Below are 24911 nucleotides of genomic sequence, written 5' to 3'. Positions count from 1 at the left end.
GGCGGGTAGGCTCCGCGGCATGCTCGACGGACGCCCGCTGATCGACGCGCACGTGCACGCCGCCCGGCTGCCCACGCTCCGCCCGGCCTGGCGGAGCTGGGCCGAGGAGTTCGGCTCGTCCCACCCCTGGCAGGACCTCTACGACGAGGGCGGCGCGCTCGTGCCCGAGCGGGTGGGCGCCTACTTCGAGGCCGAGGGCGTCGACGTCGCCCTGCTGCTGTGCGAGTACAGCCCGCGGACCACCGGAACGCAGCCCATCGAGGACCTGCGGCCCCTCCTGGAGCACGACCCGCGGCGCTTCCGGCCGATCGCCAACGTCAACCCGCACCTGCACTACCCGATCGGCGCGGAGGTCGAGCGGCAGCTCGGGTTCGGCGCCGTCGCGCTCAAGCTGCACCCGGTGCACGGCGGGTTCGGCGTCGCCGATCCCGAGCTCTACCCCGCCTACGAGGTGTGCCGCGACGCCGGACTCCCGGTCGTCGTGCACTGCGGGACGAGCTCGTTCCCCGGGTCGCTCAACCGGTACGCCGATCCCACCGCGGTCGACGACGTGCTGCGGCTGTTCCCCGGCCTGACGTTCGTCCTCGCCCACGGCGGGCGCGGCTGGTGGTACGACGCGGCCGCGTTCCTGGCGCTGTCCCGCGAGGAGGTGTGGATCGAGCTGTCCGGGCTGCCGCCCCGCCGGATCCCCGAGTACTACGCCCGGCACGACCTGCGGCGCCTGGCGCGCAAGTTCGTGTTCGGCACCGACTGGCCCGGCGTTCCCGGCATCGCCCGCAACGCGCGCGCCATCGCCGCCCTCGGCCTGGACGAGGAGACACTCGCGCTCGTCCTGGCCGGCAACGCCCTCCAGGTCTACAAGGGCCTGACCGTCCCGCCGCCCACCCGAGAGGACCACCGCATGCCCGACGCGGGCCCCTTCACCGACGACGTCGTGCGGCAGATCACGCGGCACATGAACGAGGACCACGCCGCCGACTGCCTGACGATCTGCCGCGCGCTCGGCGGGCGCCCCGGCGCGACCGCGGCCCGGATGACCGGCCTGGACGCGGAGGGCATCGAGTTCGCCGTCGCCGACGGCGGCGTCGAGCACCCGGTCCGGATCGCTTTCGGCGAGCGGCTCACCGAGCGCCCGCAGGTGCGCCGCGAGGTGGTCCGCATGACCGAGCGCGCCCGCGCCGCGCTCGCCGGCGGCCTGGACGTTCCCGACAGGCCGTAGGTAAGGTAGCCGACATGGCGTCGGAAAAAGAGCCGTTCTCCGCGCGGTTGCGCGCCGCGACCTGGAGCGACCACGGCGACAACGAGACCTCGGCCTACATGAGCGCGCTCGTCGAGGGGCGGCTCGCGCGGGACGAGTACGCCGTGCTGGTGGCGCAGCTCCACCCGGTCTACGACCTGCTGGAGCGGGCCGCCGACCGGATGGCCTCCGACCCCGCCGCCGGCGCCTTCGACCTTCCCGGCCTGCGCCGCCGCGAGGCGCTGGAGGCCGACCTCGCCTTCTTCTACGGGCCCCGCTGGCGCTCGCGCGTCGGGCCGAACGCCTCGACCGCCCGCTACTGCGACCGGCTGCGCGAGGTGTGCTTCGACTGGCCGGGCGGGTTCGTGGCCCACCACTACACGCGCTACCTGGGCGACCTGTCCGGCGGGCAGTACATCGGGGTGCAGGTCCGCAGGGCGCTGGGCCTGTCCGCCGGGGACGACGGCGTCCGCTTCTACCGCTTCCCCGGCAAGCCCAAGGCCTACAAGGACCGCTACCGCCGGATGCTGGACGCCGCCCCCTGGGACGCCGCGGAGCAGGCCCGCGTCATCGGCGAGGTCAGGGCCGCCTACCGGCTCAACGCCGCCCTCACCACGGAACTCGACGAGCACCTGCGCCGCGACGCCGCGTGACCGGCCGCTGACCGGCACGAACGCCCGTTTGGTCGGAAATTCGAATATCGGTCGTCCGGAAAGGGGAGGCGGTTTCGGGGGCGGGCTGGAGGAGATCCGGTAGGCAGCCGAGGGGCCCGACGGTGGGCCCCCGACCCCCACGGAGGCCGACATGCTCGCGATCGTCGCCGCGATCGTCTTCGCACTTGCCCTGCTGTTCGACCTGGCCGACATCTCCTCGGACGCCATCAACAACAGCACCCTGACCGTCCTCGGCCTGCTGCTGATCGCCCTGCACCTCGGCGGCGTCGGCACCGGCGCCTCCACGAACTGGCGGCCGCGCCGCCGCGGCCGCCGGTGACCGCCCGCCCCGGCCGCCGGCCGCCGGCCGGCGGGGCTCACGACGCCCGGGAGAAGCGGACCCGGCGGCGCGCCGGGTCCGCCTCCTCCAGCCGCACCCTGACCTGCTCGCCGAGCGGGAGCCCCTCCCCGTCGCAGCGACCGAACACCGGCGGCGCCACCAGCTGGACGCGCCCGCCGGTGCGGTCGCCGTTCACGTCCACCACCACCGCGTCGAACACGTCCCCGACGTGGTCGCGCAGGAGCAGCGCCTCGACCAGGTCGACGCACGCTCGGTCGATGTCCGCGCCGCGGCGCAGCGCCCGCTGCATCGCCTCGGGCAGGTGCGGCAGCGCCTCCCGCGCCCATCCCGGGACGGGGCGGTCCGCCGCCAGCGCCAGGCACACCTCCGTGGCGTACCGGTCGGCCAGCCGCCGGATCGGCGCGGTGACGTGCGCGTACGGGGCGGCGACGGCGGCGTGCGCGGCCTGCTCCGGCGGCGCCCCGTCGAAGGCGGTGTAGCCGGCGCCGCGCATTAGCCCCGCCGCGTCGTGCAGGAACGCCGCGTGGCGGGGGAGCGCCGGGTCCAGGGCACGGACGATGTCCCCGTAGGAGGCGGCCCCGGGCCAGGAGACCTTGAGCGCCCGGGCGGCCAGCCGCAGCCGCTCGACCGCCTCGGCGGGCGCGGGCGGCAGGGTGCGCAGCAGCCCGACGCCGCCGTCCAGCATCAGCCGGGCCGCGGCCCGCCCGGTCAGCAGCGAGATCTGCGCGTTCCACGCCTCGGTCGCCAGGTCGCCGCGCAGCTTCAGCGCCCAGCCACCGCCCGCGTGCACGACCTCCTGTTCGGGCAGCGGCAGGCTCACGCCGCCGCGCGCGGCCTCCGCCGCGATGAGCCGCTCGCCGACCTCGCCGAGCAGCGCGATCCGCGCGTCGCCGTCGCCGCGGCGGGCGGTGGCGTAGTCGAGCCGGTCGCGGCTGCGCACGAGGGCGCGCCGGACGTCCACGCCGGTGATCCCCCCGGCGTCGTCGATGTCGATCGTCCACGCCACGGCGGGACGCTCCCGGCCGGGCAGCAGGCTCGCGCTCCCCTCCGACAGGGGGCGCGGATGCAGCGGCGCGTTGGCGTCCGGCAGGTAGAGCGTCACGCCGCGGGCCCGCGCCTCGGTGTCGAGCGCGCCGCCCGGGCGGACGAACCCGGCCACGTCGGCGATCGCGTACCGCACCCGGTGCCCGGACCCGCGCCGCTCCAGGTGCATCGCCTGGTCGAGGTCGAGCGAGCCGGGCGGGTCCAGGGTGAAGAACGGGACGTCGCGCAGGTCCACGCGGCCGTCGGAGGGCGGCGCGGACGCGGCGGCCTCGGCGAGGGCGGCGGGCGGGAACGCGCCGGGCACCGAGAACTCGGCGCGGATCCGGTCGAGCCCCGCGCGGACCTCGGCGTCGGCCTCGGCGGTACGCAGTCGCAGCGGTCGGCGCGGCACACGACCGAGCGTACGGGACGAAACCGACGAACCGTTGTGAATCTACAATGTAAAGGCGCCGGGCCCGGCGACCGGGACGAGCCCGGCGACCGGGGGCCTCACTCCCGCGGGGAGTCCGCGAACGCGCGCAGCCCCGGCAGGTCCTCCACGGTGATCCTGCGCCAGCCGGTGCTGACCAGCCCCTCGCGCCGCAGCGTGGACAGCGCCCGCGCGACGGTCTCCCGGGAGGCGTCCATCCAGCTGCCGAGCTCCTCCTGGGACAGCGGCGGCCCGATCGCGATCGCCCCGCCGGCGGCGGGCGGGGCGTGCCGGGCCGACAGGTCGGCCAGGCCCGCCAGCAGGATCGCCAGCCGCCGGGCGCCCTGCGCCGACACGTGCGCCCGCAGCCTGCGGTCGGCGTCGTCCAGCCGCCGCACGAACGTACCGCTGACCAGCCGCCACACCCGCGGGTGGGCGTCCAGGAAGGCGGTGAACCGGACCGCCGGGACGATCAGCGCCCGGACGTGGTCGAGCGCCTGCACCGTCGCCGACCGCTCGCGGCCGCCGAGCACCGCGCTCTCGCAGACCAGGTCGCCGGGGCCGCGCACGGCGAGCACGACCGCCCGGCCGTCCTCACCGGTGCAGGTGACCTTCGCCCAGCCCGACTCGATGACGATGATGTGGTCGGAATCGTCGCCCTGATAGCACAGGGGCGTCCTCGGCTGGTAGCTCCGCGCCCGCCCGGCGGCCCGGAGCGCCGCGCGCTCCGGCCCGTCCAGCGCGGCCCAGAATCCGCCGCCGGGGCCCGCGGCGAGGCCGCCGCGGGGTCTGGTCCGCTCGCTCACGGCACGTCCGTCTCCGGTCCGGGGTTCGGATGAACCGGTACCCCCGGCAAATGGGGGGAGTGGGACGTGGAGGCCCAAGTGCCGCGGGTACCGGTCGCCTGCATGTGCCAATGAGAACCCCTCACCGCTCCGCATGCTGCACGCCGGAGACCGCGCCGTCTGTGTCATCTGACACTCTCGGCGAAAATTGCAGCGAAATCGTCGGTCAGCGGGACAGCGCGTTCAGGAGGCGGTTGACCGGGCCGGAGAGGTTCCACGTGTCGGCGAGCCGGACGAGGGCCTCGGCGTCCCGCGGCTCGGCGGGCAGCCGGTCCTCCAGGCCGGACAGCTCGGGGGCGTCGATGTCGGTGACGACCCGCACCACCGTCTCGGCGGCGGCCAGGTACTCGCGGGCCGCCTCCATCCGGCGGCGCGCGCCCGCGGGGAACCCCTCGTCGGTGCCGGCGTCCAGCGCCGCGAGGATCGCGTCGACCGATCCGAACCGGGTGACGAGCGCGGCGGCGGTCTTGTCGCCGACCCCGGGCACGCCGGGCAGCCCGTCGCTCGGGTCGCCGCGCAGCGTGGCGTAGTCGCCGTAGCCGCGGCCCGGGATGCCGTACTTGGCCGCGACCTCCTTCTCGCCCATCACCTGCAGGTTCCGGATCCCCCGCGCGGTGTACAGGACGCAGACGGGTGCGCGGTCGTCGACGAGCTGGAACAGGTCGCGGTCGCCGGTCACGATGTCGACCGGCCCGTCGGCCGCGCCCCGCACCGCGAGCGTCCCGATGACGTCGTCGGCCTCGTAGCCGGGGACGCCCGCGCGCGCCAGCCCGAAGGCGTCCAGGACCTGCTCGATGACCGGGAGCTGGGCCTCCAGCGCGTCGGGCGTCTGGTCGCCGCCGTCCTCGGCCACCCGGTGCGCCTTGTAGGAGGGCAGCGCCTCCACCCGGAACGCCGGCCGCCAGTCGGCGTCCATGCAGCACACGATCCGCTCCGGGCGCCGGTCCTGGACGAGCCGGGCGATCATGTCGACGAGCCCGCGCACCGCGTTCACCGGCGTCCCATCGGGGGCCGTCACCGATTCGGGCACCCCGAAGAAGGCGCGGAAGTACAACGACGGCGTGTCCAGCAGCATCAGCCCGCTCATGGGGCACATGCTGCCACGCGGGCCGGGTCGGCGGCGCCCGGACGCTCCTGGGATCCTGGTACCGGCCACAGGAGAGGATCGGAGATATGGAGACGGATGTGACAACGGAGTTGTATCCGCGCGAGCGTGTCGGCCTGGTGCGCGAAGCGACGGGGAAGGCGGGGCTCGGGGCGGTGCTGCTGACGCCCGGCCCCGACCTGCGGTACGTCACCGGGTACGACGCCAAGCAGCTGGAGCGGCTCACCTGCCTGGTGGTCCCGGCCGGCGGCGAGCCGTTCCTGGTCGTCCCCCGGTTGGAGCTGCCCGCCGCGCAGGAGTCGCCGGCGGGGTCCCTCGGCGTCGAGCTGGTGCCGTGGGACGAGACCGACGACCCCTACGCGCTGGTGGCCCGCCGCCTCCCGCGGGACGTGGGGAGCGTCGGCGTGGCCGACCGGATGTGGGCGGTGATGGCGCTGCGGTTCCGCGGCGCGATGCCCGGCGCCGAGCAGGTCGCGGCCGGGGGCGTGCTGCGGGAGCTGCGGATGCGCAAGAGCGCCGCGGAGGTGGCGGCGCTGCGTGCGGCGGGGGAGGCGATCGACCGGGTGCACCGTAGGGTCCCGGAACTGCTGAAGGCCGGGCGCACCGAGCGCGAGGTCGGCCGCGACATCGCCGACGCGATCATCGCCGAGGGGCACGAGCAGGTCGACTTCGTCATCGTCGGTTCCGGCCCGAACGGCGCCAACCCGCACGCCGAGCTGTCGGACCGCGTCATCCGCCCCGGCGAGCCGGTGGTGGTCGACATCGGCGGGACGATGCCGAGCGGCTACTGCTCGGACTCGACCCGCAACTACTGCGTGGGGGAGCCGCCCGCCGACTACCGCGCGTACTTCGCGGTGCTGGAGGAGGCGCAGCGGGCGTCCTGCGAGGCCGTGCGGCCGGGGGCGACGCCGGAGGAGGTGGACGCGGCGGGCCGCGACATCATCGCCGCCGCCGGGCACGGCGAGCACTTCTTCCACCGCACCGGCCACGGCATCGGGCTGGAGTCGCACGAGGATCCCTACATCGTCGCCGGCAACCGGGAGCCGCTGGAGCCCGGGATGGCGTTCTCGATCGAGCCCGGCATCTACCCCGGTCCGCACGGCGCCCGCATCGAGGACATCGTCGTTTGCACCGAGGACGGCTACACGCCGATGAACGTCACCGAGCGCGGGCTGGTGATCGTGGACTGACACCGGTCCGAGGCGCCCGGCGCGCCCGGACGACCGTGGGCATGAACGGGTTTGCGTTCATGCCCACGTGCTGTTTTCGGGCATCGCAAATTGAGACGGAAACGGCTCGGTAACGATCTCTGTATCAAATGCGCCGGACCGTGCCCCCGCCGGTTGCGATCCGGGTGTCCGGCCCTGTACCTCCTTGTTGCACTGTTACGCGGGAGTAAGTCAAGTTCTTCCGTATCGACGTGCCGTGACGAAGAGGAGACGCCGTGGCAGAGGTCGACCTGACCAGCGTCGGGAAGGTCTATCCCGACGGCACGCGGGCCGTGACCGACCTGGACCTCCACATCGCCGACGGGGAGTTCCTCGTCCTGGTGGGCCCGTCCGGCTGCGGCAAGACCACCGCGCTGCGGATGGTCGCCGGGCTGGAGGACATCTCCGAGGGCGAGGTCACGATCGGCGGGCGGGTCGTCAACCGGGTGCCGTCCCGGGACCGCGACGTGGCGATGGTGTTCCAGAGCTACGCCCTCTACCCGCACCTGTCGGTGCGCGACAACATCGGCTTCGGGCTGTCGCTGCGCAAGCTGCCGAAGGCCGAGATCCGCGAGAAGGTCGACCGGGCCGCGCGGACCCTGGGCCTGACCGACTACCTGGACAAGAAGCCCCGCAACCTGTCGGGCGGGCAGCGGCAGCGCGTCGCGATGGGCCGCGCGATCGTCCGGGAGCCGCAGGCGTTCCTGATGGACGAGCCGCTGTCCAACCTCGATGCCAAGCTGCGCGTCCAGATGCGCGCCGAGATCGCCCGCCTCCAGCGCGACCTCGGCGTCACCACCGTCTACGTCACCCACGACCAGACCGAGGCGATGACGCTCGGCGACCGGGTCGCGGTGATGAAGAAGGGGCGGCTGCAGCAGGTCGCCGCGCCGCAGGAGCTCTACGACCGGCCGGCGAACCTGTTCGTCGCCGGATTCATCGGCTCCCCGGCCATGAACCTGATCCAGGGGACGCTGTCCGGCGACGCGGAGAACCCGCGCCTGGAGATCGGCGGCCAGACCCTGACGCTTCCGGCCGAGGTGCTGACCGAGCGCCCGGCCCTGGCGTCCCACCTCGGGGGCGACGTCGTCGTCGGCATCCGCCCCGAGGACATGGAGGACTCCGAGCTCGTGGAGGCGCCCGAGGGGTCCGGGCTGGCCTCCACCGCCGACCTCGTGGAGGCGATGGGCTCGGACGTGCTGGTGCACTTCGCGATCGATGCGTCCCAGGTCGTCACCGAGGACACCAGGGAACTCGCGCGCGACGCGGGGACCGACGTGCTGGGGAACCTGGAGAGTCCCCGCACGGATCTGGTCGCGCGGTTCAGCCCGCGCACCCGCGTCAAGGTGGGCGACCCGGTGACGATCCGCGTCGACACCGGCCGCCTGCACTTCTTCGATATCGAGTCCGGCGCGTCGATCTGGGGAACAGGCGACGCGGCTCCGGCCAGGGAGGATGAGGAATGAGCGTCAGCTTTGCCGGCGGGGGGACCTCCCCCCGCACCCCCCGACACCGCTCCGCCGGATTCGGCAGGCGCGCGACGGGAGCCGCCGTCGTGGCGGGACTGCTGCTGTCCGCGGCCGCCGCGTGCGGCGGCGACGACAAGGACGGCGACGGGTCGTCGCCCTCCGGCGGGGGTGAGCTGAAGGGCACCACCATCGAGGTCGCGGCCAAGTGGACGGGACCGGAGGAGGCGAACTTCCGCAAGGTTCTGCAGGCGTTCGAGAAGAAGACCGGCGCGAAGGTCAACTACGCCTCCACCGGTGAGAACACCGACGCCTACCTCGGCCCGCGCATCGAGGCCAAGAACCCGCCGGACGTGGCGATCCTGCCGCAGCCGGGCCTGATGCAGCAGTACGCCGCGAAGGGGGCGCTCAAGCCCCTGGGCGACGACGCGGTCTCGCAGGTCGGCCAGAACTTCGCGCCGTACTGGAAGGAGCTCGGCTCCTCCGACGGCAAGACCTACGGCGTGATCGTCAAGGCCGCCTACAAGTCGATCCTGTGGTACCGGCCTGAGGCGCTCGACGAGGCCGGCGTCCAGCCGCCCGCGGCGTGGGCCGACCTGACCAAGGCGGCGGGCACGCTGCAGGACGCGGGCACCACCCCGTTCACGCTCGCCGCGGGGCCGCAGGACTCCTGGACGCTGACCGACTGGTTCGAGAACGTCTACCTGTCGCAGGCCGGGCCGGACAACTACGACAAGCTCGCCAAGCACGAGATCAAGTGGACCGACCCGAGCGTGGGCAAGGCGCTGCAGACGCTCGCCGAGATCTGGGGCAAGCCGGACTTCCTCAACGGCGGCGTCGCGACCGCGACCAAGACCAAGTTCGACGAGTCGGTCACCCAGGTGTTCGGCCAGCAGAAGGCCGCCATGGTCTACGGCGGCGACTTCGCCTCCGCCAACATCGGCACTACCAAGGCCAAGGTCGGCACGGACGCCAAGGTGTTCGCGTTCCCGAAGGCCGGCGACACCGCCCCGGCGATCCTCGGCGGCGACGTCGCGGTCGCGCTGAAGGACGGCAAGGGCGCGCAGGAGCTGATGAAGTACCTCGCCTCGCCCGAGGCGGGCACGGTGTGGGCCGGGCTCGGCGGCTACCTGACGCCGAACAAGAACGTCAAGCCCGATGCCTACTCCGACCCGATCGCCAAGCAGCTGATCACCCAGCTCCAGCAGGCCGGCGACGCCGCCCGCTACGACATGTCCGACCTGACTCCCGCCGCGTTCGGCGCGACGCCCGGCAAGGGCGAGTGGGAGGCGCTTCGCCAGTTCGTGCAGAACCCGACCGACGTCAAGGGCACGCAGGCCAAGCTGGAGGCCGAGGCGGCCAAGGCGTACAAGTAGGGCCTAGGTAGGGAATCCCTGGATGAAGGCTCCGAATGAGGAGGTGCCGCCGGCCGCGACGGCCGGCGGCGCCGCCGCCATCGACGCACCGTCCGGCCGTCCGGGCGCGCGCGGCGCGCGCGAGCGGCTGACCCCGCCGTCGTGGCTGGCCCTGACGTTCCTGCTGCCGGCGCTGCTGCTGCTCGGCTTCCTCGTCGTGTACCCGATCGTCTACTCGGTGATCCGCAGTTTCTTCGACGCCTCGGGCGGCTCGTTCGTCGGCGTCGACAACTACACCGGGGTCTTCAAGGGGCACGACAACCTCGTCGCGGTGCGCAACACCGCCATCTGGGTCGTGGTGGCGCCGACCGTGGTGACCGTCGTCGGCCTGGTGTTCGCCGTGCTCACCGAGCGGATCCGGTGGGCGACGGTGTTCAAGCTCGTGGTGTTCATGCCCATGGCGATCTCGTTCCTCGCCTCCGGCGTGATCTTCCGGCTGGTGTACCAGCAGGATCCGGACAAGGGCGTGGCGAACGCGGCGATGGTCGCGGTCCACGACATGTTCCGGCAGGACATCACCTATCCGGGCGCCGGTCCCCGCAACGGCGGGGGCGCGCCGGTCCGCGAGGACGGCGGCGCCGTGGTCTCGGTGCGGCCGTACTCGGCGGGGCAGAGCGCGCTCGTCCCGCTGCTGAAGATCAAGCCGGAGTACCTGCCGGAGGACGCCGAGCCCGCCGCGCGGCCCCCGGCCGCCGGGCCGGGCGAGCTGACCGGCACGGTCTGGTTCGACTTCACCCGCGGCGGCGGCGGGCAGCAGAACGCCCCGAACGCCGGCGAGTCCGGCCTGCCGGGCATCCGGGTGGAGGCGGTCCGGGGCGGCAAGGTCGTCGCCAAGGCCACCACGGAGGCCGACGGAACCTTCGCCATGGGGAAGGTGCCCGCCGGGACGTACACGATCCGGCTGCCCAAGGACAACTTCACCACGGCCTACCAGGGCGCCGAATGGCTCGGCGACACGCTCATCACCCCGGCGATCATCGGGTCGTACCTGTGGGTGTGGTCGGGCTTCGCGATGGTGCTCATCGCCGCCGGGCTCGCCGCCATCCCGCGCGACGCCCTGGAGGCTGCGCGGGTGGACGGCGCCACCGAGTGGCAGGTGTTCCGGCGGGTGACGATCCCGCTGCTCGCGCCCGTCCTGATGGTGGTGCTGGTGACGCTGGTCATCAACGTCCTGAAGGTCTTCGACCTCGTCTACATCATCGGCGGCGGCGATCCGAACGCCAGCGTGCTGGCGCTGCAGATGTGGACCGAGTCGTTCGGCGGCGGCAACGACCAGGGCTCCGGCAGCGCCATCGCCGTGCTGCTGTTCGTGCTCGTGCTGCCCGCCATGCTGTTCAACATCCGGCGAATGCGGCAGGAGCGCAAATGAGCACCGCGGAGAAGGCCGCGCAGGCGCCCTCCGGGGCGGAGGGCGGCGGCGCGGCGGGGGCGCCGCGCCGCGGCCTGGCCGCGCGGGTCGTCGGCCGGGCCGGCGGCGGCGCCGCGCAGGCGCTGCTGGTCCTGATCGCGCTGTTCTGGCTGGTGCCGACCCTCGGCCTGCTGGTCGCCTCGCTGCGCTCGAACGAGGACAACAACGCCGACGGCTGGTGGAACGTGTTCGCCAAGCCGGCGCAGCTGACCGCCGAGTCCTACAGCGCGCTGCTGGACAAGGGCGACTTCGTCGACTCGTTCTGGAACACGGTGCTGATCACCGTCCCGGCGACCCTGCTGGTGGTCGCGATCGCCTCGCTGGCCGCCTACGCGTTCGCCTGGATGGAGTTCCCCGGCCGGGACTGGCTGTTCCTCGGCGTGGTGGCGCTGCTGGTGGTCCCGGTCCAGGTCGCGCTGATCCCGGTCGCCAAGCTGTACGGCTACATCGAGTTCGGAAGCTTCCACATGTTCGGCTCGGTCACCGGCGTGGTGCTGTTCCACGTCGCCTTCGGGCTGCCGTTCGCCATCTTCCTGCTCCGCAACTTCTTCGCGGCGATCCCCCGGGACCTGCTGGAGGCGGCGCGGATGGACGGCGGCTCGGAGTGGACGATCTTCCGCCGGGTGATCTTCCCGCTGGGCGGCCCGGCGATCGCCTCGCTCGGCATCTTCCAGTTCCTGTGGGTGTGGAACGACCTGCTGGTCGCGCTGGTGTTCGCCGACACCGGGTCGCAGCCGATGACCAAGTGGCTGCAGTCGCAGATGCGGCAGTTCACCGGCAACATCGACATCCTCGCGCCCGGCGCGTTCCTGTCGCTGATCGTGCCGCTGGTGGTGTTCTTCGCCTTCCAGCGCTACTTCGTGCAGGGGGTCCTCGCCGGCTCGGTGAAGTGACGGTCCTGGAACAGGGCGGTGCCCACGGTCTTGTCAGGCCGTGGGCACCGCCCTGTTCCAGCGGGCCGGTCCTTGCGGGGGACGATGCCCCCCACCCCTCTGGTTCGCTGCGCCCAGGTGTCGTCAGCCGGACTTGCGCAGGTCCGCGGCGCCGTGCTGTTCCGCGGCGTCGCGGTGCCCGATGGCCAGGCCGCTGGACGGGTCGAAGAAGTGCAGGCGGCGCGTGTCGACGGCGAGGTCCACGTCCTGCCCCGGGCGCACGTGCGAGCGGGAGTTGACGCGGGCCGTCCACAGGGCCTTGTTCTCGATCAGCGGGATCGCCATATCGGCCTCGCCCTCCGCGGCGTCCTCGGCCAGGTCGGCGGTGTCCTTGTGCTCGACCGGCGGCGCGTCGATCGTGAAGATCACGTTGATCTCGCTGCCGAGCTCCTCGGTGACGCTGCTGCGCACCGCCATCGGCGCCCAGCCGGGCTGGGCGTGCGCGGAGTCCTCGAAGTCCGACGGGCGGATGCCGAGGATGATCTTCTTGCCGAGGTAGTCGCTCAGGCCCGGCCTGCCGTCAACGACCGAGGCCGGGACCGGCAGCGTGTAGCCGGCGAAGGAGACCCGCGCGCCGCCGTCGCCGGTTTCGAGGTCGGCGAGCACGAAGTTCATCGCCGGCGAGCCGATGAAGCCGGCCACGAACAGGTTGACGGGGTTGTCGAACAGCCGCTGCGGGGTGTCGACCTGCTGCAGCCTGCCCTCGCGCAGCACGCACACCCGCGATCCGAGCGTCATCGCCTCGACCTGGTCGTGGGTGACGTACACGGTGGTGACGCCGAGCCGCTCGTGCAACTGGCTGAGGGAGGCGCGCATGGACACGCGGAGCTTGGCGTCGAGGTTGGACAGCGGCTCGTCCATCAGGAACGCCTGCGGCTGGCGGACGATCGCGCGGCCCATCGCGACGCGCTGCCGCTGGCCGCCCGACAGCGCGGCCGGCTTGCGGGACAGGTACTGCTCCAGCCCGAGCATCTTGGCGGCGTCGCGAACCTTCTGCTTGATCTCCGCCTTCGGCGTGCCGCGCAGCTTGAGGCCGAAAGCGAGGTTCTGCTCGACCGTCATGTGCGGGTAGAGGGCGTAGTTCTGGAACACCATCGCGATGTCGCGGTCCTTCGGCGCGAGGTCGTTGACGACCCGGTCGCCGATGGAGATCTTCCCACCGGAGATCTCCTCCAGCCCGGCGATCATCCGCAGCGCGGTGGACTTGCCGCAGCCGGACGGCCCGACCAGCACCATGAACTCGCCGTCGCGGATCTCCAGGTCGAGCCCGTCGACGGCCTTGACTCCACCGCCGTACACCTTGTCGACCCGGTCCAGCACGATCTTGGCCATCCGAACCCCTTTTGGAAACGTTTCCACCGTTCCCCCGCCGAGCAGGGGATATGTCGTATTGGCTGGAGTAAACATCATGGAATCGTTTCCAGGGGAGACGTCATCGTGAGAAGATGATCGAAACGGGTGGAAAGGGGCGGCGCGCGGATGGCGGAACGGCGGTCGGCGACGATCAAGGACGTGGCCGCGGCGGCGGGCGTCGGCATCGCCACGGTCTCGCGGGTGCTGTCCGGGACGGGCTCGGCGAGCGCCGCGGCCCGCGAGCGGGTGCTGGCCGCGGCCCGCGAGCTGGACTACCGGCCGAGCGCCCTCGGACGTGGCCTGAAGCTGCGCCGCAGCGGCGGCATCGGCCTGGTCGTCCCCGACGTCACCGACCCGTTCTGCGCCGAGGTGGTCGCGGGCGTGCTGGCCTGCGCCCGCACCCTCGGCGAGCACGTCATCGTGGACGCCGCGCACGGCGACCCCTCCCGCGAGGCCGAGATCGTCGACCGGCTCGTCGAGCAGCGGGTGGACGGGATCATCGCGCTGCCCGCCGGGGACGAGGCAGACTGGCGCGCCGCGGCCCGGGTGTGCTCCAGCGTCGTGTTCGCCGACCGCGTGCTGCCCGGGCTGCCCGACATCCCGTCCGTCCTGGCCGACGACGCGGGCGGCGTGCGGGCCCTCGCCGAGTACCTCGCCGGGCTCGGGCACCGCCGCATCGGGTTCCTCGGCGGCCCGCCGGGCCGCCCGGCGGGCGTGCGCGAGCGCGCGTTCCGCGACACCCTGGCGCAACTGGGCGTGCCCGTGGAGGAGGACCTGGTCGTGGCCGCACGCCCCGCCCGCGACGCCGCCTACGCGGCCGCCGCCGGGCTGCTGCAGCGCCGCGCGGACGTCACCGCCGTCCTGGCCGCCGGCCACCTGCTCGGCGAGGCCGCCGTCCTGGTCGCCCGCGAACTGGACCTGCGGGTGCCGGCCGACGTGTCCATCGCGATGGTGGACGACGTCGCGTGGGCGGAGCTGTGCGACCCGCCGCTGACCGCCGTGGCCAGGCCCGGCCACGACATCGGCTACCGCGCCTGCGAGCTGCTGCTGCGCGAGCCCGCCCGGCGCGGCAGGGGAGGCCCCGTCCTGCTGCCGACGGAGCTGGTGGTGCGCGGCAGCTGCGGGCCGCTGCGCTCCGCGCGCCGGTAGTGCTGCGCTCCGCGCGCCGGTGGTGCTGCCGCCGGGGCCCCGGGCGGTGCCCGGCCTCCACGGGAAAGCCGATCCGTGATCCAACGGGGGCCCATGCACGGGCCCCGGCGCGCTAGATTTCCCGCGTGGAGGAGATCGATCGTCAGATCATGGCCCTGCTGGCCGACGACGGGCGGATGAGTTTCACCGACCTGGCCAAGGAGACGGGGCTGTCGGTGTCGGCGGTGCACCAGCGCGTCCGGCGGCTGCAGAAGCGCGGCGTCATCAAGGGCTTCGCCGCCCAGCTCGACACCCGGCAGATCGGCCTGCCGCTGACCGCCTTCGTGTCGATCAAGCCGATCGACCCGGCCGCCCCCGACGACGCCCCCGACCGGCTGGCGCACCTGCAGGCGATCGAGGCGTGCCACTCGGTGGCGGGGGACGAGAGCTACATCCTCAAGGTCCGGGTCGCCTCGCCGAACGAGCTGGAGGACCTGCTGCAGAAGATCCGCGCCTCCGCGAACGTCGCGACGCGCACCACGGTCGTGCTCAGCACGCCTTGGGAGGCGCGGCGGCCGCCCCTGTAGTCAGGCTCCGGGCGCGAACGCCTCCAGCGCCTCCAGGGCGCGGTCCAGCGACGCGTCCGGATCGGTGTCCGGCCCGGTGATCTCGGGGTCGAAGTTCAGGTCGACGAACAGCTCGGTGACGCCCTGCCGCGCCAGCGCCCCGAAGTCGCCGCGGATCTCCTCGAACGAGCCGGTGAGCGGGCGCCGCTCCTTCCGCCCCGCGGGGCGGACCCGGATCGCGCCCCGGCACACGAACCGCAGCGCGCGGGCGTCCCGCCCGGCCTCCTCGGCCGCCTCCCGCACCACCTCGACGGAGCGGCCGATCGCGGCGAGGTCGGCGCGGCTGGAGCTGACCCAGCCCTCCGCCAGCCGGCCCGCGCGCCGCAGTGCGGGCTCGGCCCCGCCGCCCAGCAGGATCGGCGGCCCGGACGGCTGGAGCGGGCGCGGGTCCATGGTCACGGGCGGGATGTCGTAGAACTCGCCCCGGAACCGCGCCGCGTCCCCGGGCCCGCCGGCCCACAGGGCGCGCAGGGCGGCGATGAACTCCTCGGCACGGGCTCCGCGCCGCGCCATCGGGGCGCCGACCGCGGCGAACTCCTCCCGCATCCAGCCGATGCCGAGCCCGAGGTCCAGGCGCCCGCCGCTGACGTGGTCCAGGGTGGCGGCCTGCTTGGCGAGGATCGGCGGCGCGTAGAAAGGCAGGTTCACGACCGCGACGCCGAGCCGCGCCCGGGTGGTGTGGGCGGCGAGGTAGGCCAGGGTGATCAGCGGGTCGGGGACGTTGCGGTAGGTGCGGTCGGGCGACCCGGCGGGGTTGAGCACCCGCTGCAGCGTCCACAGCGAGCGGTAGCCGAGCTCCTCGGCCCGCCGCGCCACCGTCACCTGGTTGCGCGGAATCGCCCACGCTCCCGACCCCGGCACCGAGAACCCGATCTCCACGGCGTCCCCCCTCCTGCGCCGGCGGAACCTTACAACGTCAAGGGCGGCGCCGGTCCAGCGGATCGAAGGCTTCGAGGGCCACCCGTCCATCGTCATGGTAGGTACCCGGACGCCGATGGTCAGCACCGCCTCTGGTCCCCAGGCGTCCTTGCCGCGGAAGCGTGCCACAGAGCCGAGCGGCCCGACCTGGTCGCCTTCTCCTGGTGAACTCGGTGCGCCACTCGCCGCCCACAGGAAGACCTGACAATGACGTCAAGCCCCGGGACGGGTCAGGGCTCCGTGACGATGAAGGCGGAGTTGCCGAAGCCGACCTCGTCGCCGGGCCGGACGCGGGCCGGGCCGGTCAGCCGGTACCCGTTCACGCGGGTGCCGTTCATCGACCCGAGATCGGAGATCATCCAGCCCTCGTCCGTGCGGTGGATCTCGGCGTGGAACCGGGAGACGGTCAGGTCGGTGAGGATGAACTGGCAGGCGGGGGCGCGGCCGACGACGATGCGGCCGAGCTCGCGCGGCGGGAGCATGAACCGGGGCAGTCGCGGGGCCCGCCACGCCGCCTCGATCCGCGCGGTCGCCTGCGAGACCGAGGAGATGAGGCCGGTCAGCCGGTTCACGACGCGGTTGGAGGCCGGCAGGTCGTGCACGATGTCGGCCAGCTCGGCCTTGCTGCGCGCCTGCAGCACCTGGTCCACACGGCGCTCGAACGTCTCGTTCGACATCCGGCCCTCGGCCACGCGGTCGCTGAGGACGCGCAGCACCCGGTCCCGTTCCGTGTCGGACGCTCTCACCGGGAATGAGGGCTGACCGTCCATAGCTGTGAGTATCCAGTCCCCGTCGTCGGCTGTCCACAAAGGCCCGTCGGGCCCGAGGGCGGGCGATCGCCCTCACCCGCCCTCCACCTTTCGACGCCGCCCCGGCCCCGGAAGTTCGCGGACGGGACGGCGTGGAACGGACGCCGCGGGGCGCTCAGCGCGACAGCAGGTCGCGGGCGATGTGGGTGACCTGGATCTCGTCGGTGCCGGCGTAGATCTGGAAGGACTTGGCGTCGCGGGCGAGCTGCTCCACGCGGTACTCGCTCATGTAGCCGTTGCCGCCGAACAGCTGCACGGCCTCCTGCGCGACCTCGCTGGCGGCCTGCGCGGCGTACAGCTTCATCGCCGACGCCTCGGCCAGGGTCGGGGCGCGCCCGGCGCGCTGCATCTCGATGTGCCGGAACACCAGGTTCTGCACGTTGAGGCGCGCGACCTCCATCTTCGCCAGCTTGAGCTGGATGAGCTGGAAGTCGCCGATGCGCTGCCCCCACAGCTCGCGGGTCTTGGCGTACTCGACCGACAGCTTCAGGCACTCCTCGATGACGCCGAGGGCCATCGCGGCGACGCCGGCGCGCTCGGTGACGAAGTTCTGGCGGGCCGACTCCCTGCCGCCCTGCGAGCCGGAGGCCAGGAGCCGGTCGGCGCCCGCGCGCACGTCGTCGAGGAACAGCTCGCCGGTGGGGGAGGAGTGCAGCCCCATCTTGCGCAGCGGCTTGCTCTGCTCCAGGCCGGGCATGCCCCGGTCGAGGACGAAGGTGAGGATCTCCCGGTCCCGCGGGGCGGCCCCGTCGTCGAGCTTGCAGTAGAAGACGATCGTGTCGGCGTAGGGGCCGTTGGTGATGAAGGTCTTGCCGCCGTTGATGACGTACTCGTCGCCGTCCCTGCGCGCGGTGGCCTGCATCCCGCCGAACGCGTCCGACCCGGAGTTCGGCTCGGTGATCGCCCAGGCGCCGACCTTCTCCATGGTGAGCAGCGGGAGCGCCCAGCGCTCCTTCTGCTCGGGCGTGCCGCGCTTCATGATCGTCCCGGCGGCGAGGCCGAGTCCGACGCCCATCGCCGAGACCAGGCCGGGCGCGACCTTGCACAGCTCGATGATCGGCAGCATCGACATCGCCGCGTTGCCGCCGCCGGGCCGGTCGTCGCCGGAGCCCTCGGCGTCAGCCGGGCCGCCCTCGCGTTCCCGGGCCAGCCGGGCGTGGAAGGACGAGCGGGCCATCTCGTCCATCCCGAACGTCTTGTAGAGGCTGCGGAGCAGGTCGTAGGGCGGCAGCTCGCCCGACTCCAGCGCGTCCAGGCTCGGGCGGACCTCCGCGTCGATCCAGCCGCGCACCGCGTCCCGGATCATCAGGTCTTCCTCGGACCATTCGATCATGCTCTGTCCCGCCCTCTCGACACCCGCCGCGTACCGGGCCCATCCAAGCAGAGTGTGAAAGCGAGCACTTATTCGGGGCCCGCTAGCCGAGATCCACGACGTCGGCGAGGACGCCGCCGTCCGCCGTGAGCCGGTCGGGGGCGGGGCTGTCGTAGACGACGAGAAGGCGGGTGCCCGGCTCGTCCAGCACGGCGATGCCCTCGGCGTGGTCGTCGCCGTCGCCGTGGGGAAGCTCGCCCAGGACCTCCAGCTCGTCGGCCGTGACGATCTCGCCGGCGTCGGCGCGGGCCGCGCCCGCCCAGCGCACGAGCCGCACCGGGCCGTCCAGGTCCATGCTCGGCCCGGTGAGCACGAGCAGGTCGTCGCCGTGCGGGCACAGGTCGCGGACGCCGAGGCCGCCGAGGTCCAGGAAGTGGGTGCGGTAGGGCTGCCCGTCGTCGCCGACGGGCAGCGCACGCAGGCGCCGCGGGTCCCTCGGGTGCGGGGCGGGGCGGATCTCCACCAGTACCGCCCAGCCGCGCAGCACCGGCCCGCGCAGCCCGATGTAGAGGCGGTCGCCGTGCACGGCGACGCCCTCGATGTCCAGGCCGTTGTCCTTGCTCGGGATGGGCAGGAACGGCTTGAGGTGCGGGTCGTCGGCCAGCAGGTCGGCGATGGAGTCCTGGTCCAGGCCGAGGACGGCCGCGGTGCGGCCGCCGTCCTCGGCGACGGCGCCGGGCAGCCCGTCCTCGCCGGTGACCAGGGGGATGCGGGCGAGGATGAAGCGGTTGTCCTCCCGCACGACGGTGGCCAGGCGCTTGCGCGCCTTGGCGTCGCCGTTCCCCGGCTTGATCTTCTTGCGCTTGAGGCTGTGCGAGCCGATCGCCCACAGCCACCCGTCCGCGCGGGCGAGGCCCTCGATGTCGGCCTCCTCGTCGGCCCCGGCCGGGAGCGGGACGAGGTCGGCGAGGGCGACCGTCACCTGCCCGCCGTAGCCGGTGACGCGCCCGTCCTCGCCGGTGACGGCGGTGAGCCGCTCGATGGTGGCGGTCTCGTCGCCCGCCACCCACAGGCAGCGGCCGTCCTGGCGCACGGCGGACAGGTTGACGTGCGTCTCGGCCTCACGGCTCTCCTGGCGAAAGCGCAGCTCGACCCGGCGTTCCACGATCATTGAGGCATGCTCCCACAGCCGCGCGTCCCGAGGTGCTGCATGGAACGGTCCAGAATCGGCCCTCACACGTCCCAGAGGACGTCCAGCCGCAGGGGCTTGCGGAACACCAGCCCGTGCGGCCGGGCGGGTCGGGAGGGATCGAGCCGCAGCCCGGGCAGGCGGTCCAGCAGCGCGGTGAGCGCGGTGCGGGTCTCCATCCGGGCCAGGTGGGCGCCGAAGCAGAAGTGGGGCCCGTGCGCGAACGCCAGGTGCTCGGCGGCGTTGCGGCGCCGCACGTCGAAGCGGTCGGGGGCGGGGAACACCGAGGGGTCGCGGTTGGCGCCGGCGATCGACACCCGCACGAGGTCGCCCGTCCGGACCGCCGCCCCGCCGAGCTCGGCGTCGCGGGCGGCGTAGCGGTCGACGACCGAGGCCGCGGGCTCCAGCCGCAGCGACTCCTCGATGGCGGCGGGCAGCAGCTCCGGGTCGTCCAGGACGAGCCGGAGCTGGTCGGGGTTCCCGAGCAGGTGCAGCGCGGCGTTGGCGATCATCCCTTCGGTGGTGTCGATGCCGCCGAACATCAGGATCGCGGCGTTGGCGACGACCTCGGCGGTGCGCAGGTCGCCGCGGGCGGCCTCGGCCAGCAGCGACCCGGGGCGGGCCGCGGTGATCGCCTCCTCGACCGCGGCGCGCAGCAGCCGGTACGCCTCGTCCGCGTGCGGGGTCGCCGCGCCGCCCGCGGTGATGGCGGAGACGGCCTCCACGAACGCGCCGTACCAGGAGCGGACGGTCGCGGCGTCCACCCCGTGCAGCCCGAGGGCCTCGGTGACGACCGCGACGGCGAGCGGCCCGGCCAGCTCGCCGCGCAGTTCGGCGCGGCCCGCCGGCGCCAGGGCGCCGACGAGCCGGTCGGTCTCGGCCTGGACGAACGCGGTGAACCGCTCCCGTGTCCGCGCCGGCCGGAACGGCCGGGCGAACGCGTCGCGGTGCCGCGTGTGGACGGGGCCGTCCAGCGACAGCATGCTCGGCCCGACGACCTGCGCGGTGGAGAAGCGCGGGTCGTCCACGGTGTAGGCGGCCGCGTCGCGCATGACCTCCAGTGCCGGGCCGCGGGCGGTCACCAGCCAGCCGCCCAGCGCGGGCAGCCAGGAGACGGGCTCGCGCTCGCGGAGCCGGGCCAGGTGCGGGTGCGGGTCGTCGTCCAGGGCGGCGGCCGTCACCGACGCGCCGAGCGGGAAACGGGAGGTCGGGTTGAAGGTCACCCGTCCAACCTTATTCCGCCATGTTTCGGATCTACATTGTAAAGGCCCCGGCCGTGGCGGTTCAGACCATCTGCGACCGCTGCCGCCACCAGTCCTGGCCCCTCTCCGGCAGCGTGTAGATCGGGTCGTGGTACTCGTAGCGCCGGGTCAGCGCGTCGGGGTCGGACAGCTCCAGGCCGGTGCGGTAGTTCTTCGTCCAGTAGGAGATGCCGCGCTCGCGGTCGTAGTCGGCGAGCTGGTGGACCCACCGCTTGCCGACGTAGGGGACGTCGCAGACGATCCGCGGGGTGGCGAAGCCGGGCAGGTAGCCCATGATCGCGTGCTGCAGCCCCTGCGCCTCCCAGACGGCGAGCCGCCAGTGCTCGCTGCTCGGGATCATGTCGCACATGTACAGGTAGTACGGCAGGATCCCGGCCTCGTCGAGCAGCGCGAACGACAGGTCGAGCAGCGCCTCGGGCGTGTCGTTCACGCCGCGCAGCAGTACGCCCTGGTTGCGCACGTCGCGGATGCCGGTGTCGAGCATCGCGCGGGCCGCCTTGGCGACCAGCGGCGTCACCGACTGGGCGGCGTTGACGTGGGTGTGGATCGCGATCTGCACGCCGCGCGCGTTCGCCTTGGTCGCCAGGCGCTCCATCCCGGCGCGGACGTCGTCCTGCAGCCAGTGCTGCGGGAGCCCCATGAGCGCCTTGCTGGCCAGCCGGACGTCCCGGATGTTGTCGATGTCCAGCAGTGAGTCGACGAACGACTCCAGCCGCGCCCACGGCATGTTGGCGACGTCGCCGCCGGAGACGACCACGTCGCGGACGCCGGGGGAGCGGCGCAGGTAGTCCAGCATGGCGCCGAGCCGGTCCGGCGGCTTGATGGTGAACTTGTGCTTGTCGACGTTCGGCGTGGAGTTGCCGACCAGGTCCATGCGGGTGCAGTGCCCGCAGTACTGCGGGCAGGTCGGCAGCAGTTCGGCCAGGACCTTGGTGGGGTAGCGGTGGGTGAGGCCCTCCACGGCCCACATCTCGGCCTCGTGCAGCGAGTCGCGGGAGGCGTGCGGGTGGGACGGCCAGTCGGTGCGCCGGTCGCTGAGCACCGGGAGCATGTAGCGGCGCACGGGATCGGCGTAGAAGGCCTCGGTGGAGGAGGCGTCCATCGTGTTCAGCATCTGCGGGGGCAGCAGCATCGACATGGTGGCGCGCTCGGCCTGGTCGCGTTCGAGGTCGGCGTAGAAGCGCTCGTCGATCAGGTCGCCCATGACCCGGCGCAACTGCCGCACGTTCTTCACGCAGTGGGCGCGCTGCCACTGCGCCGACTCCCACTCGGCCTCCGTCACGTCCCGCCACCCCGGCAGGCGCCGCCAGTCGGGCTCTGTCAGCGGCCGGCGCCGGTAGGCGTACGGCTGGCGCGCGGCCTCCTCGGACTGGAGGGCGTCCGGGTGCAGGGCAGTGGTCATCGTCGACCGCCTCCTCGCCTCACATTGATCGCATAAAAGTCTTGTGTGCCGCCGACGTTACGGGAAGACTTTCGATGAAACCAGTGGTGCCCTGCATATCTTGCGTTACACCACCCGATGTTGGGAGAAAGACGGCATGGCGATGACCGGAGTCGGGACGGGGACGGCGGTCGGGCTGCACCGGGTGCTGGAGCCCGCGGGCGTCCTGCCGCAGGCCGCGCTCCGGCTGGACCCCGACCCGCGGATCCGGCCGGACGAGGTGCGGATCGGCGTCGAGCGCCTCAACCTGGACGCCGCGTCCTACCGCCAGCTGCACACCGCGCACGGCGGCGACGCGGACGCGATCCGCGCCGAGGTGCTGCGGATCATCGGAGAGCGCGGCAAGATGCACAACCCGGTGACCGGGTCGGGTGGCATGCTCGTCGGCGTGGTCGAGGAAACCGGGCCGGACTCGCCGCTCGGCCTGGAGCCCGGCGACCGCGTCGCCACCCTGGTCTCCCTCACCCTCACTCCGCTGGCCGTCACCGACGGGCTCGCGGAGTGGGACGGGCGGTCCGAGCAGGTGCCGGCGCGGGGCCACGCGATCCTGTTCGCCCGCTCCATCGCCGCCGTCCTGCCCGACGACCTGCCGGTGCCGCTGGCCCTCGCCGTGATGGACGTGTGCGGCGCGCCGGCCCTCACCCACCGCGTCGTGTCGGCCCGCGGGGACGGCCCCGTGGTGGTGGTACTGGGCGCCGCGGGCAAGAGCGGGTGCCTGTCGCTGGCCGCCGCCCGCCGCGCCGGCGCGTCCCGGGTGATCGGGCTGGTTCCCACCGCGGAGGAGGAGAAGCGGCTGGCGGCCTCGGGCCTGGCCGACACCGTCGTGCGCGCGGACGCCCGCGACCCGGTGGCGGTCGCGGCGGCCGTCGGCGAGCCGGCCGACATCACCGTCGTCTGCGTGGACGTGCCGGGCTGCGAGCACGGCGCGATCCTCGCCACCGCGCCCGGCGGCACCGTCGTCTTCTTCTCGATGGCGACCTCGTTCCCGGCCGCGGCGCTCGGCGCCGAGGGACTGGCCGCCGACGTCACGATGCTCATCGGGAACGGCTACGTCCCCGGGCACGCCGAGACCGCCCTGGAACTGGTGCGGTCCGATTCCGCCGTGCGTGCGCTGTTCACCTCCCGGACCGGTACCGATTCGGCAGAATGACCGGGAACATCCCGGCCGTGGCGGGGACCGTCCGATCATCGAGGGAGAGAGTATGGCGAGCATCACCGAGGAACTGCGCGGGCGGGACCCGAAGGAGCGCCAGGCACAGATCGTCGACGTCCTGGTCGCCGCGTTCTCGGACCTGATGGAGCGCAGCCCCGCCGAGTTCCGCCGCCGCTTCCGCAAGATGGCGTCCGACCCGTTCGCGTTCTACCGGGGCAGCGCCTGCCTGTTCTACGCCGACATCGCAGGCGACGACGACCCGTGGGCCGACGAGCGCACGTCCCGCGTGTGGATCCAGGGCGACCTGCACGCGCAGAACTTCGGCACCTACATGAACGACGACGGCGTCTTCGTCTTCGACGTCAACGACTACGACGAGGCCTACGTCGGCCACTTCACCTGGGACGTCAAGCGGCTGGTGGCCAGCCTGGCGCTGCTCGCGTGGCAGAAGGCGATCTCCGACGCCGACATCCGCCGGCTCATCGAGACCTACGTGCGCGCCTACGTCGACCAGGTCCGCAAGTTCGCCGCGCACCAGGGCGACGAGAAGTTCGCGCTGACGCTCGACACCACCGACGGCTACGTCCGCGACGTGCTGGTCGCCGCGATGGGCGGCACCCGGACCGGGCTGCTGAAGGGTATGACCGTCGTCTCCGGGCCCGAGCGCCGGTTCCGCGACCGCCCCGGCGTCCGCCGCCTCGACGACGCCGAGCGCGCCGAGGTCGAGGCCGCCTACGCGGAGTACCTGAAGACCATCCCGAAGGAGAAGCGCTTCGGCAGCCTCACCTACGTGATCAAGGACATCGTCGGAGCGTCCGGGTTCGGCATCGGCTCGGCCGGGCTGTCGGCCTACAACATCCTCGTGGAGGGCAACACCCAGGCGCTGGAGAACGACGTCATCCTGTCGATGAAGCAGGGCAACGTCGCCGCGGCCAGCCGGGTCGTCGACGACCCCCGCATCCGCGAGTACTTCCAGCACCACGGCCACCGCACCGCCGTGTCGCGGCGCGCGCTGCAGGCCAACAGCGACCCGTGGCTCGGCCACACCCGGATCGACGGTGTCGGCTACGTCGTGCAGGAGCTGTCGCCCTACGAGGAGGACCTCGACTGGAGCGGCCTCACCGAGCCCGAGGACATGCTGTCGGTGCTGGACGACCTGGGCCGCGCCACCGCCAAGGTGCACTGCGTGTCCGACACCGACTCCGACCACACCCTGGTCGGGTTCCAGGTCGAGGACGCCATCGACGCTGTGATCGGCCCGGACGAGTCGGCGTTCGTGGAGGCGATGGTCGCGTTCGGCACCGAGTACGCCGAGATCGTCCGGGAGGACCACACCTACTTCGTGGACGCGTTCCGCAACCACGAGATCCCCGGCCTGTAGGACGGGTCAGGAGCGGCGCGGCGTCGTCGTGGCCCCGCCGGTCGGACGGCAGGGCCACGACGCCGTCGGCGGTCTCCTCCAGCGTCCCGCCCCGGGAGGCGACCGGGGCGGGACTGCGGCGAGCGGCACCGCCGGCGGCGACACGTGGTCGGCGGTGCCGTCGAGGGCCCGGGCCGTGCGGCTGACCGCGGTGTCGTGGGCGGCGTCGCCGCAGAAGTCGACCATGCCGCCGGAAGCGGGGCAGCGGGCGGGCGTG

The 24911-nt window shown here is 73.1% G+C and carries 23 protein-coding genes; 12 read left to right on the top strand and 11 right to left on the bottom strand.

Features of this window, described 5'->3' with window-relative positions; genetic code table 11:
• Nucleotides 1–19 precede the first annotated feature (19 nt).
• From CHC11_RS19745 to CHC11_RS19730, 3 genes are all read left to right on the top strand, one after another.
• Nucleotides 20–1219 (top strand): amidohydrolase family protein, encoded by a 1200-nt coding sequence (locus tag CHC11_RS19745; RefSeq protein WP_218826164.1) that lies wholly within the window; start codon nt 20–22, stop codon nt 1217–1219.
• Nucleotides 1220–1233: 14 nt separating this feature from the next.
• Entirely contained in the window at nt 1234–1890 is a 657-nt protein-coding gene (locus CHC11_RS19735) for a biliverdin-producing heme oxygenase (RefSeq protein WP_089313229.1), read from the top strand.
• Between the two features lie 151 nt (nt 1891–2041).
• Nucleotides 2042–2230 carry a hypothetical protein gene (locus CHC11_RS19730; protein WP_089313228.1) on the top strand — a complete coding sequence of 63 codons (189 nt, stop codon included), beginning with the start codon at nt 2042–2044 and terminating at the stop codon, nt 2228–2230.
• 37 nt (nt 2231–2267) lie between these two features.
• Here CHC11_RS19730 and CHC11_RS19725 read toward each other — a convergent pair whose 3' ends face one another.
• The 3 genes from CHC11_RS19725 to CHC11_RS19715 form a co-directional block, all read right to left on the bottom strand.
• Nucleotides 2268–3686 carry an RNB domain-containing ribonuclease gene (locus tag CHC11_RS19725; RefSeq protein ID WP_089313227.1) on the bottom strand — a complete coding sequence of 473 codons (1419 nt, stop codon included), beginning with the start codon at nt 3684–3686 and terminating at the stop codon, nt 2268–2270.
• Nucleotides 3687–3784: 98 nt separating this feature from the next.
• Nucleotides 3785–4510, bottom strand: a complete 726-nt coding sequence (locus CHC11_RS19720) for a Crp/Fnr family transcriptional regulator (protein ID WP_245919463.1) — start codon at nt 4508–4510, stop codon at nt 3785–3787.
• A 205-nt stretch (nt 4511–4715) separates the two neighbouring features.
• The gene (locus tag CHC11_RS19715) at nt 4716–5636 is read right to left on the bottom strand and encodes a 5'-3' exonuclease (RefSeq protein ID WP_089313449.1); all 921 of its coding nucleotides are present in this window, start codon (nt 5634–5636) and stop codon (nt 4716–4718) included.
• Between the two features lie 86 nt (nt 5637–5722).
• On the opposite strand from CHC11_RS19715, the gene CHC11_RS19710 reads away from it, so the two are divergent.
• The 5 genes from CHC11_RS19710 (at nt 5723) to CHC11_RS19690 (ending at nt 12044) form a co-directional block, all read left to right on the top strand.
• Nucleotides 5723–6844, top strand: coding sequence for a M24 family metallopeptidase (locus tag CHC11_RS19710; RefSeq protein WP_089313225.1), 1122 nt, complete (start codon nt 5723–5725; stop codon nt 6842–6844).
• Nucleotides 6845–7098: 254 nt separating this feature from the next.
• Complete coding sequence (locus tag CHC11_RS19705; RefSeq protein ID WP_089313224.1) at nt 7099–8328, top strand: ABC transporter ATP-binding protein; 1230 nt, start codon at nt 7099–7101, stop codon at nt 8326–8328.
• Entirely contained in the window at nt 8325–9704 is a 1380-nt protein-coding gene (locus CHC11_RS19700) for an ABC transporter substrate-binding protein (RefSeq protein WP_089313223.1), read from the top strand. The genes CHC11_RS19705 and CHC11_RS19700 overlap by 4 nt, the downstream gene beginning before the upstream one ends.
• A 22-nt stretch (nt 9705–9726) precedes the next feature.
• Nucleotides 9727–11112, top strand: coding sequence for a carbohydrate ABC transporter permease (locus CHC11_RS19695; protein WP_089313222.1), 1386 nt, complete (start codon nt 9727–9729; stop codon nt 11110–11112).
• Nucleotides 11109–12044 carry a carbohydrate ABC transporter permease gene (locus tag CHC11_RS19690; protein ID WP_089313221.1) on the top strand — a complete coding sequence of 312 codons (936 nt, stop codon included), beginning with the start codon at nt 11109–11111 and terminating at the stop codon, nt 12042–12044. The genes CHC11_RS19695 and CHC11_RS19690 overlap by 4 nt, the downstream gene beginning before the upstream one ends.
• Nucleotides 12045–12167: 123 nt before the next feature.
• Here the strand turns inward: CHC11_RS19690 and CHC11_RS19685 are convergent, their stop codons facing one another.
• Complete coding sequence (locus CHC11_RS19685; protein ID WP_089313220.1) at nt 12168–13415, bottom strand: ABC transporter ATP-binding protein; 1248 nt, start codon at nt 13413–13415, stop codon at nt 12168–12170.
• A 147-nt stretch (nt 13416–13562) separates the two neighbouring features.
• Here CHC11_RS19685 and CHC11_RS19680 point away from each other — a divergent pair, with 147 nt between their 5' ends.
• Both CHC11_RS19680 and CHC11_RS19675 read left to right on the top strand, forming a co-directional pair.
• Nucleotides 13563–14585 carry a LacI family DNA-binding transcriptional regulator gene (locus CHC11_RS19680; RefSeq protein WP_089313219.1) on the top strand — a complete coding sequence of 341 codons (1023 nt, stop codon included), beginning with the start codon at nt 13563–13565 and terminating at the stop codon, nt 14583–14585.
• Between the two features lie 125 nt (nt 14586–14710).
• On the top strand, nt 14711–15151 hold the full coding sequence (locus tag CHC11_RS19675; RefSeq protein ID WP_089313218.1) for an Lrp/AsnC family transcriptional regulator: 441 nt from the start codon (nt 14711–14713) through the stop codon (nt 15149–15151).
• Here CHC11_RS19675 and CHC11_RS19670 read toward each other — a convergent pair whose 3' ends face one another.
• The 6 genes from CHC11_RS19670 to CHC11_RS19645 all read right to left on the bottom strand — a co-directional run bounded on the left by CHC11_RS19670 (nt 15152) and on the right by CHC11_RS19645 (nt 22082).
• Entirely contained in the window at nt 15152–16237 is a 1086-nt protein-coding gene (locus CHC11_RS19670; RefSeq protein ID WP_245919461.1) for a TIGR03619 family F420-dependent LLM class oxidoreductase, read from the bottom strand. It abuts the gene before it with no gap.
• 101 nt (nt 16238–16338) lie between these two features.
• On the bottom strand, nt 16339–16878 hold the full coding sequence (locus CHC11_RS19665) for an FHA domain-containing protein (RefSeq protein WP_089313216.1): 540 nt from the start codon (nt 16876–16878) through the stop codon (nt 16339–16341).
• Nucleotides 16879–17032: 154 nt separating this feature from the next.
• Entirely contained in the window at nt 17033–18250 is a 1218-nt protein-coding gene (locus CHC11_RS19660; RefSeq protein ID WP_089313215.1) for an acyl-CoA dehydrogenase family protein, read from the bottom strand.
• Nucleotides 18251–18332: 82 nt separating this feature from the next.
• Nucleotides 18333–19400 (bottom strand): DUF3616 domain-containing protein, encoded by a 1068-nt coding sequence (locus tag CHC11_RS19655; RefSeq protein ID WP_089313214.1) that lies wholly within the window; start codon nt 19398–19400, stop codon nt 18333–18335.
• Nucleotides 19401–19462: 62 nt separating this feature from the next.
• Entirely contained in the window at nt 19463–20641 is a 1179-nt protein-coding gene (locus CHC11_RS19650; protein WP_089313213.1) for a cytochrome P450, read from the bottom strand.
• Between the two features lie 61 nt (nt 20642–20702).
• Nucleotides 20703–22082, bottom strand: a complete 1380-nt coding sequence (locus CHC11_RS19645) for a KamA family radical SAM protein (RefSeq protein ID WP_089313212.1) — start codon at nt 22080–22082, stop codon at nt 20703–20705.
• Between the two features lie 136 nt (nt 22083–22218).
• On the opposite strand from CHC11_RS19645, the gene kdd reads away from it, so the two are divergent.
• The gene (kdd, locus tag CHC11_RS19640; RefSeq protein WP_245919459.1) at nt 22219–23271 is read left to right on the top strand and encodes an L-erythro-3,5-diaminohexanoate dehydrogenase; all 1053 of its coding nucleotides are present in this window, start codon (nt 22219–22221) and stop codon (nt 23269–23271) included.
• Between the two features lie 52 nt (nt 23272–23323).
• Nucleotides 23324–24655, top strand: coding sequence for a DUF2252 domain-containing protein (locus CHC11_RS19635; protein WP_089313211.1), 1332 nt, complete (start codon nt 23324–23326; stop codon nt 24653–24655).
• 6 nt (nt 24656–24661) lie between these two features.
• Here CHC11_RS19635 and CHC11_RS40410 read toward each other — a convergent pair whose 3' ends face one another.
• The gene (locus CHC11_RS40410; protein WP_143227173.1) at nt 24662–24880 is read right to left on the bottom strand and encodes a hypothetical protein; all 219 of its coding nucleotides are present in this window, start codon (nt 24878–24880) and stop codon (nt 24662–24664) included.
• Nucleotides 24881–24911 lie beyond the last annotated feature (31 nt).

The sequence above is a fragment of the Actinomadura mexicana genome (assembly GCF_900188105.1).
In the GTDB taxonomy this organism is placed as follows: Bacteria; Actinomycetota; Actinomycetes; order Streptosporangiales; family Streptosporangiaceae; genus Spirillospora; species Spirillospora mexicana.
The sequence above is the reverse complement of the archived record's forward strand: the minus strand, read 5'-3'. Positions and strand labels throughout refer to the sequence as shown.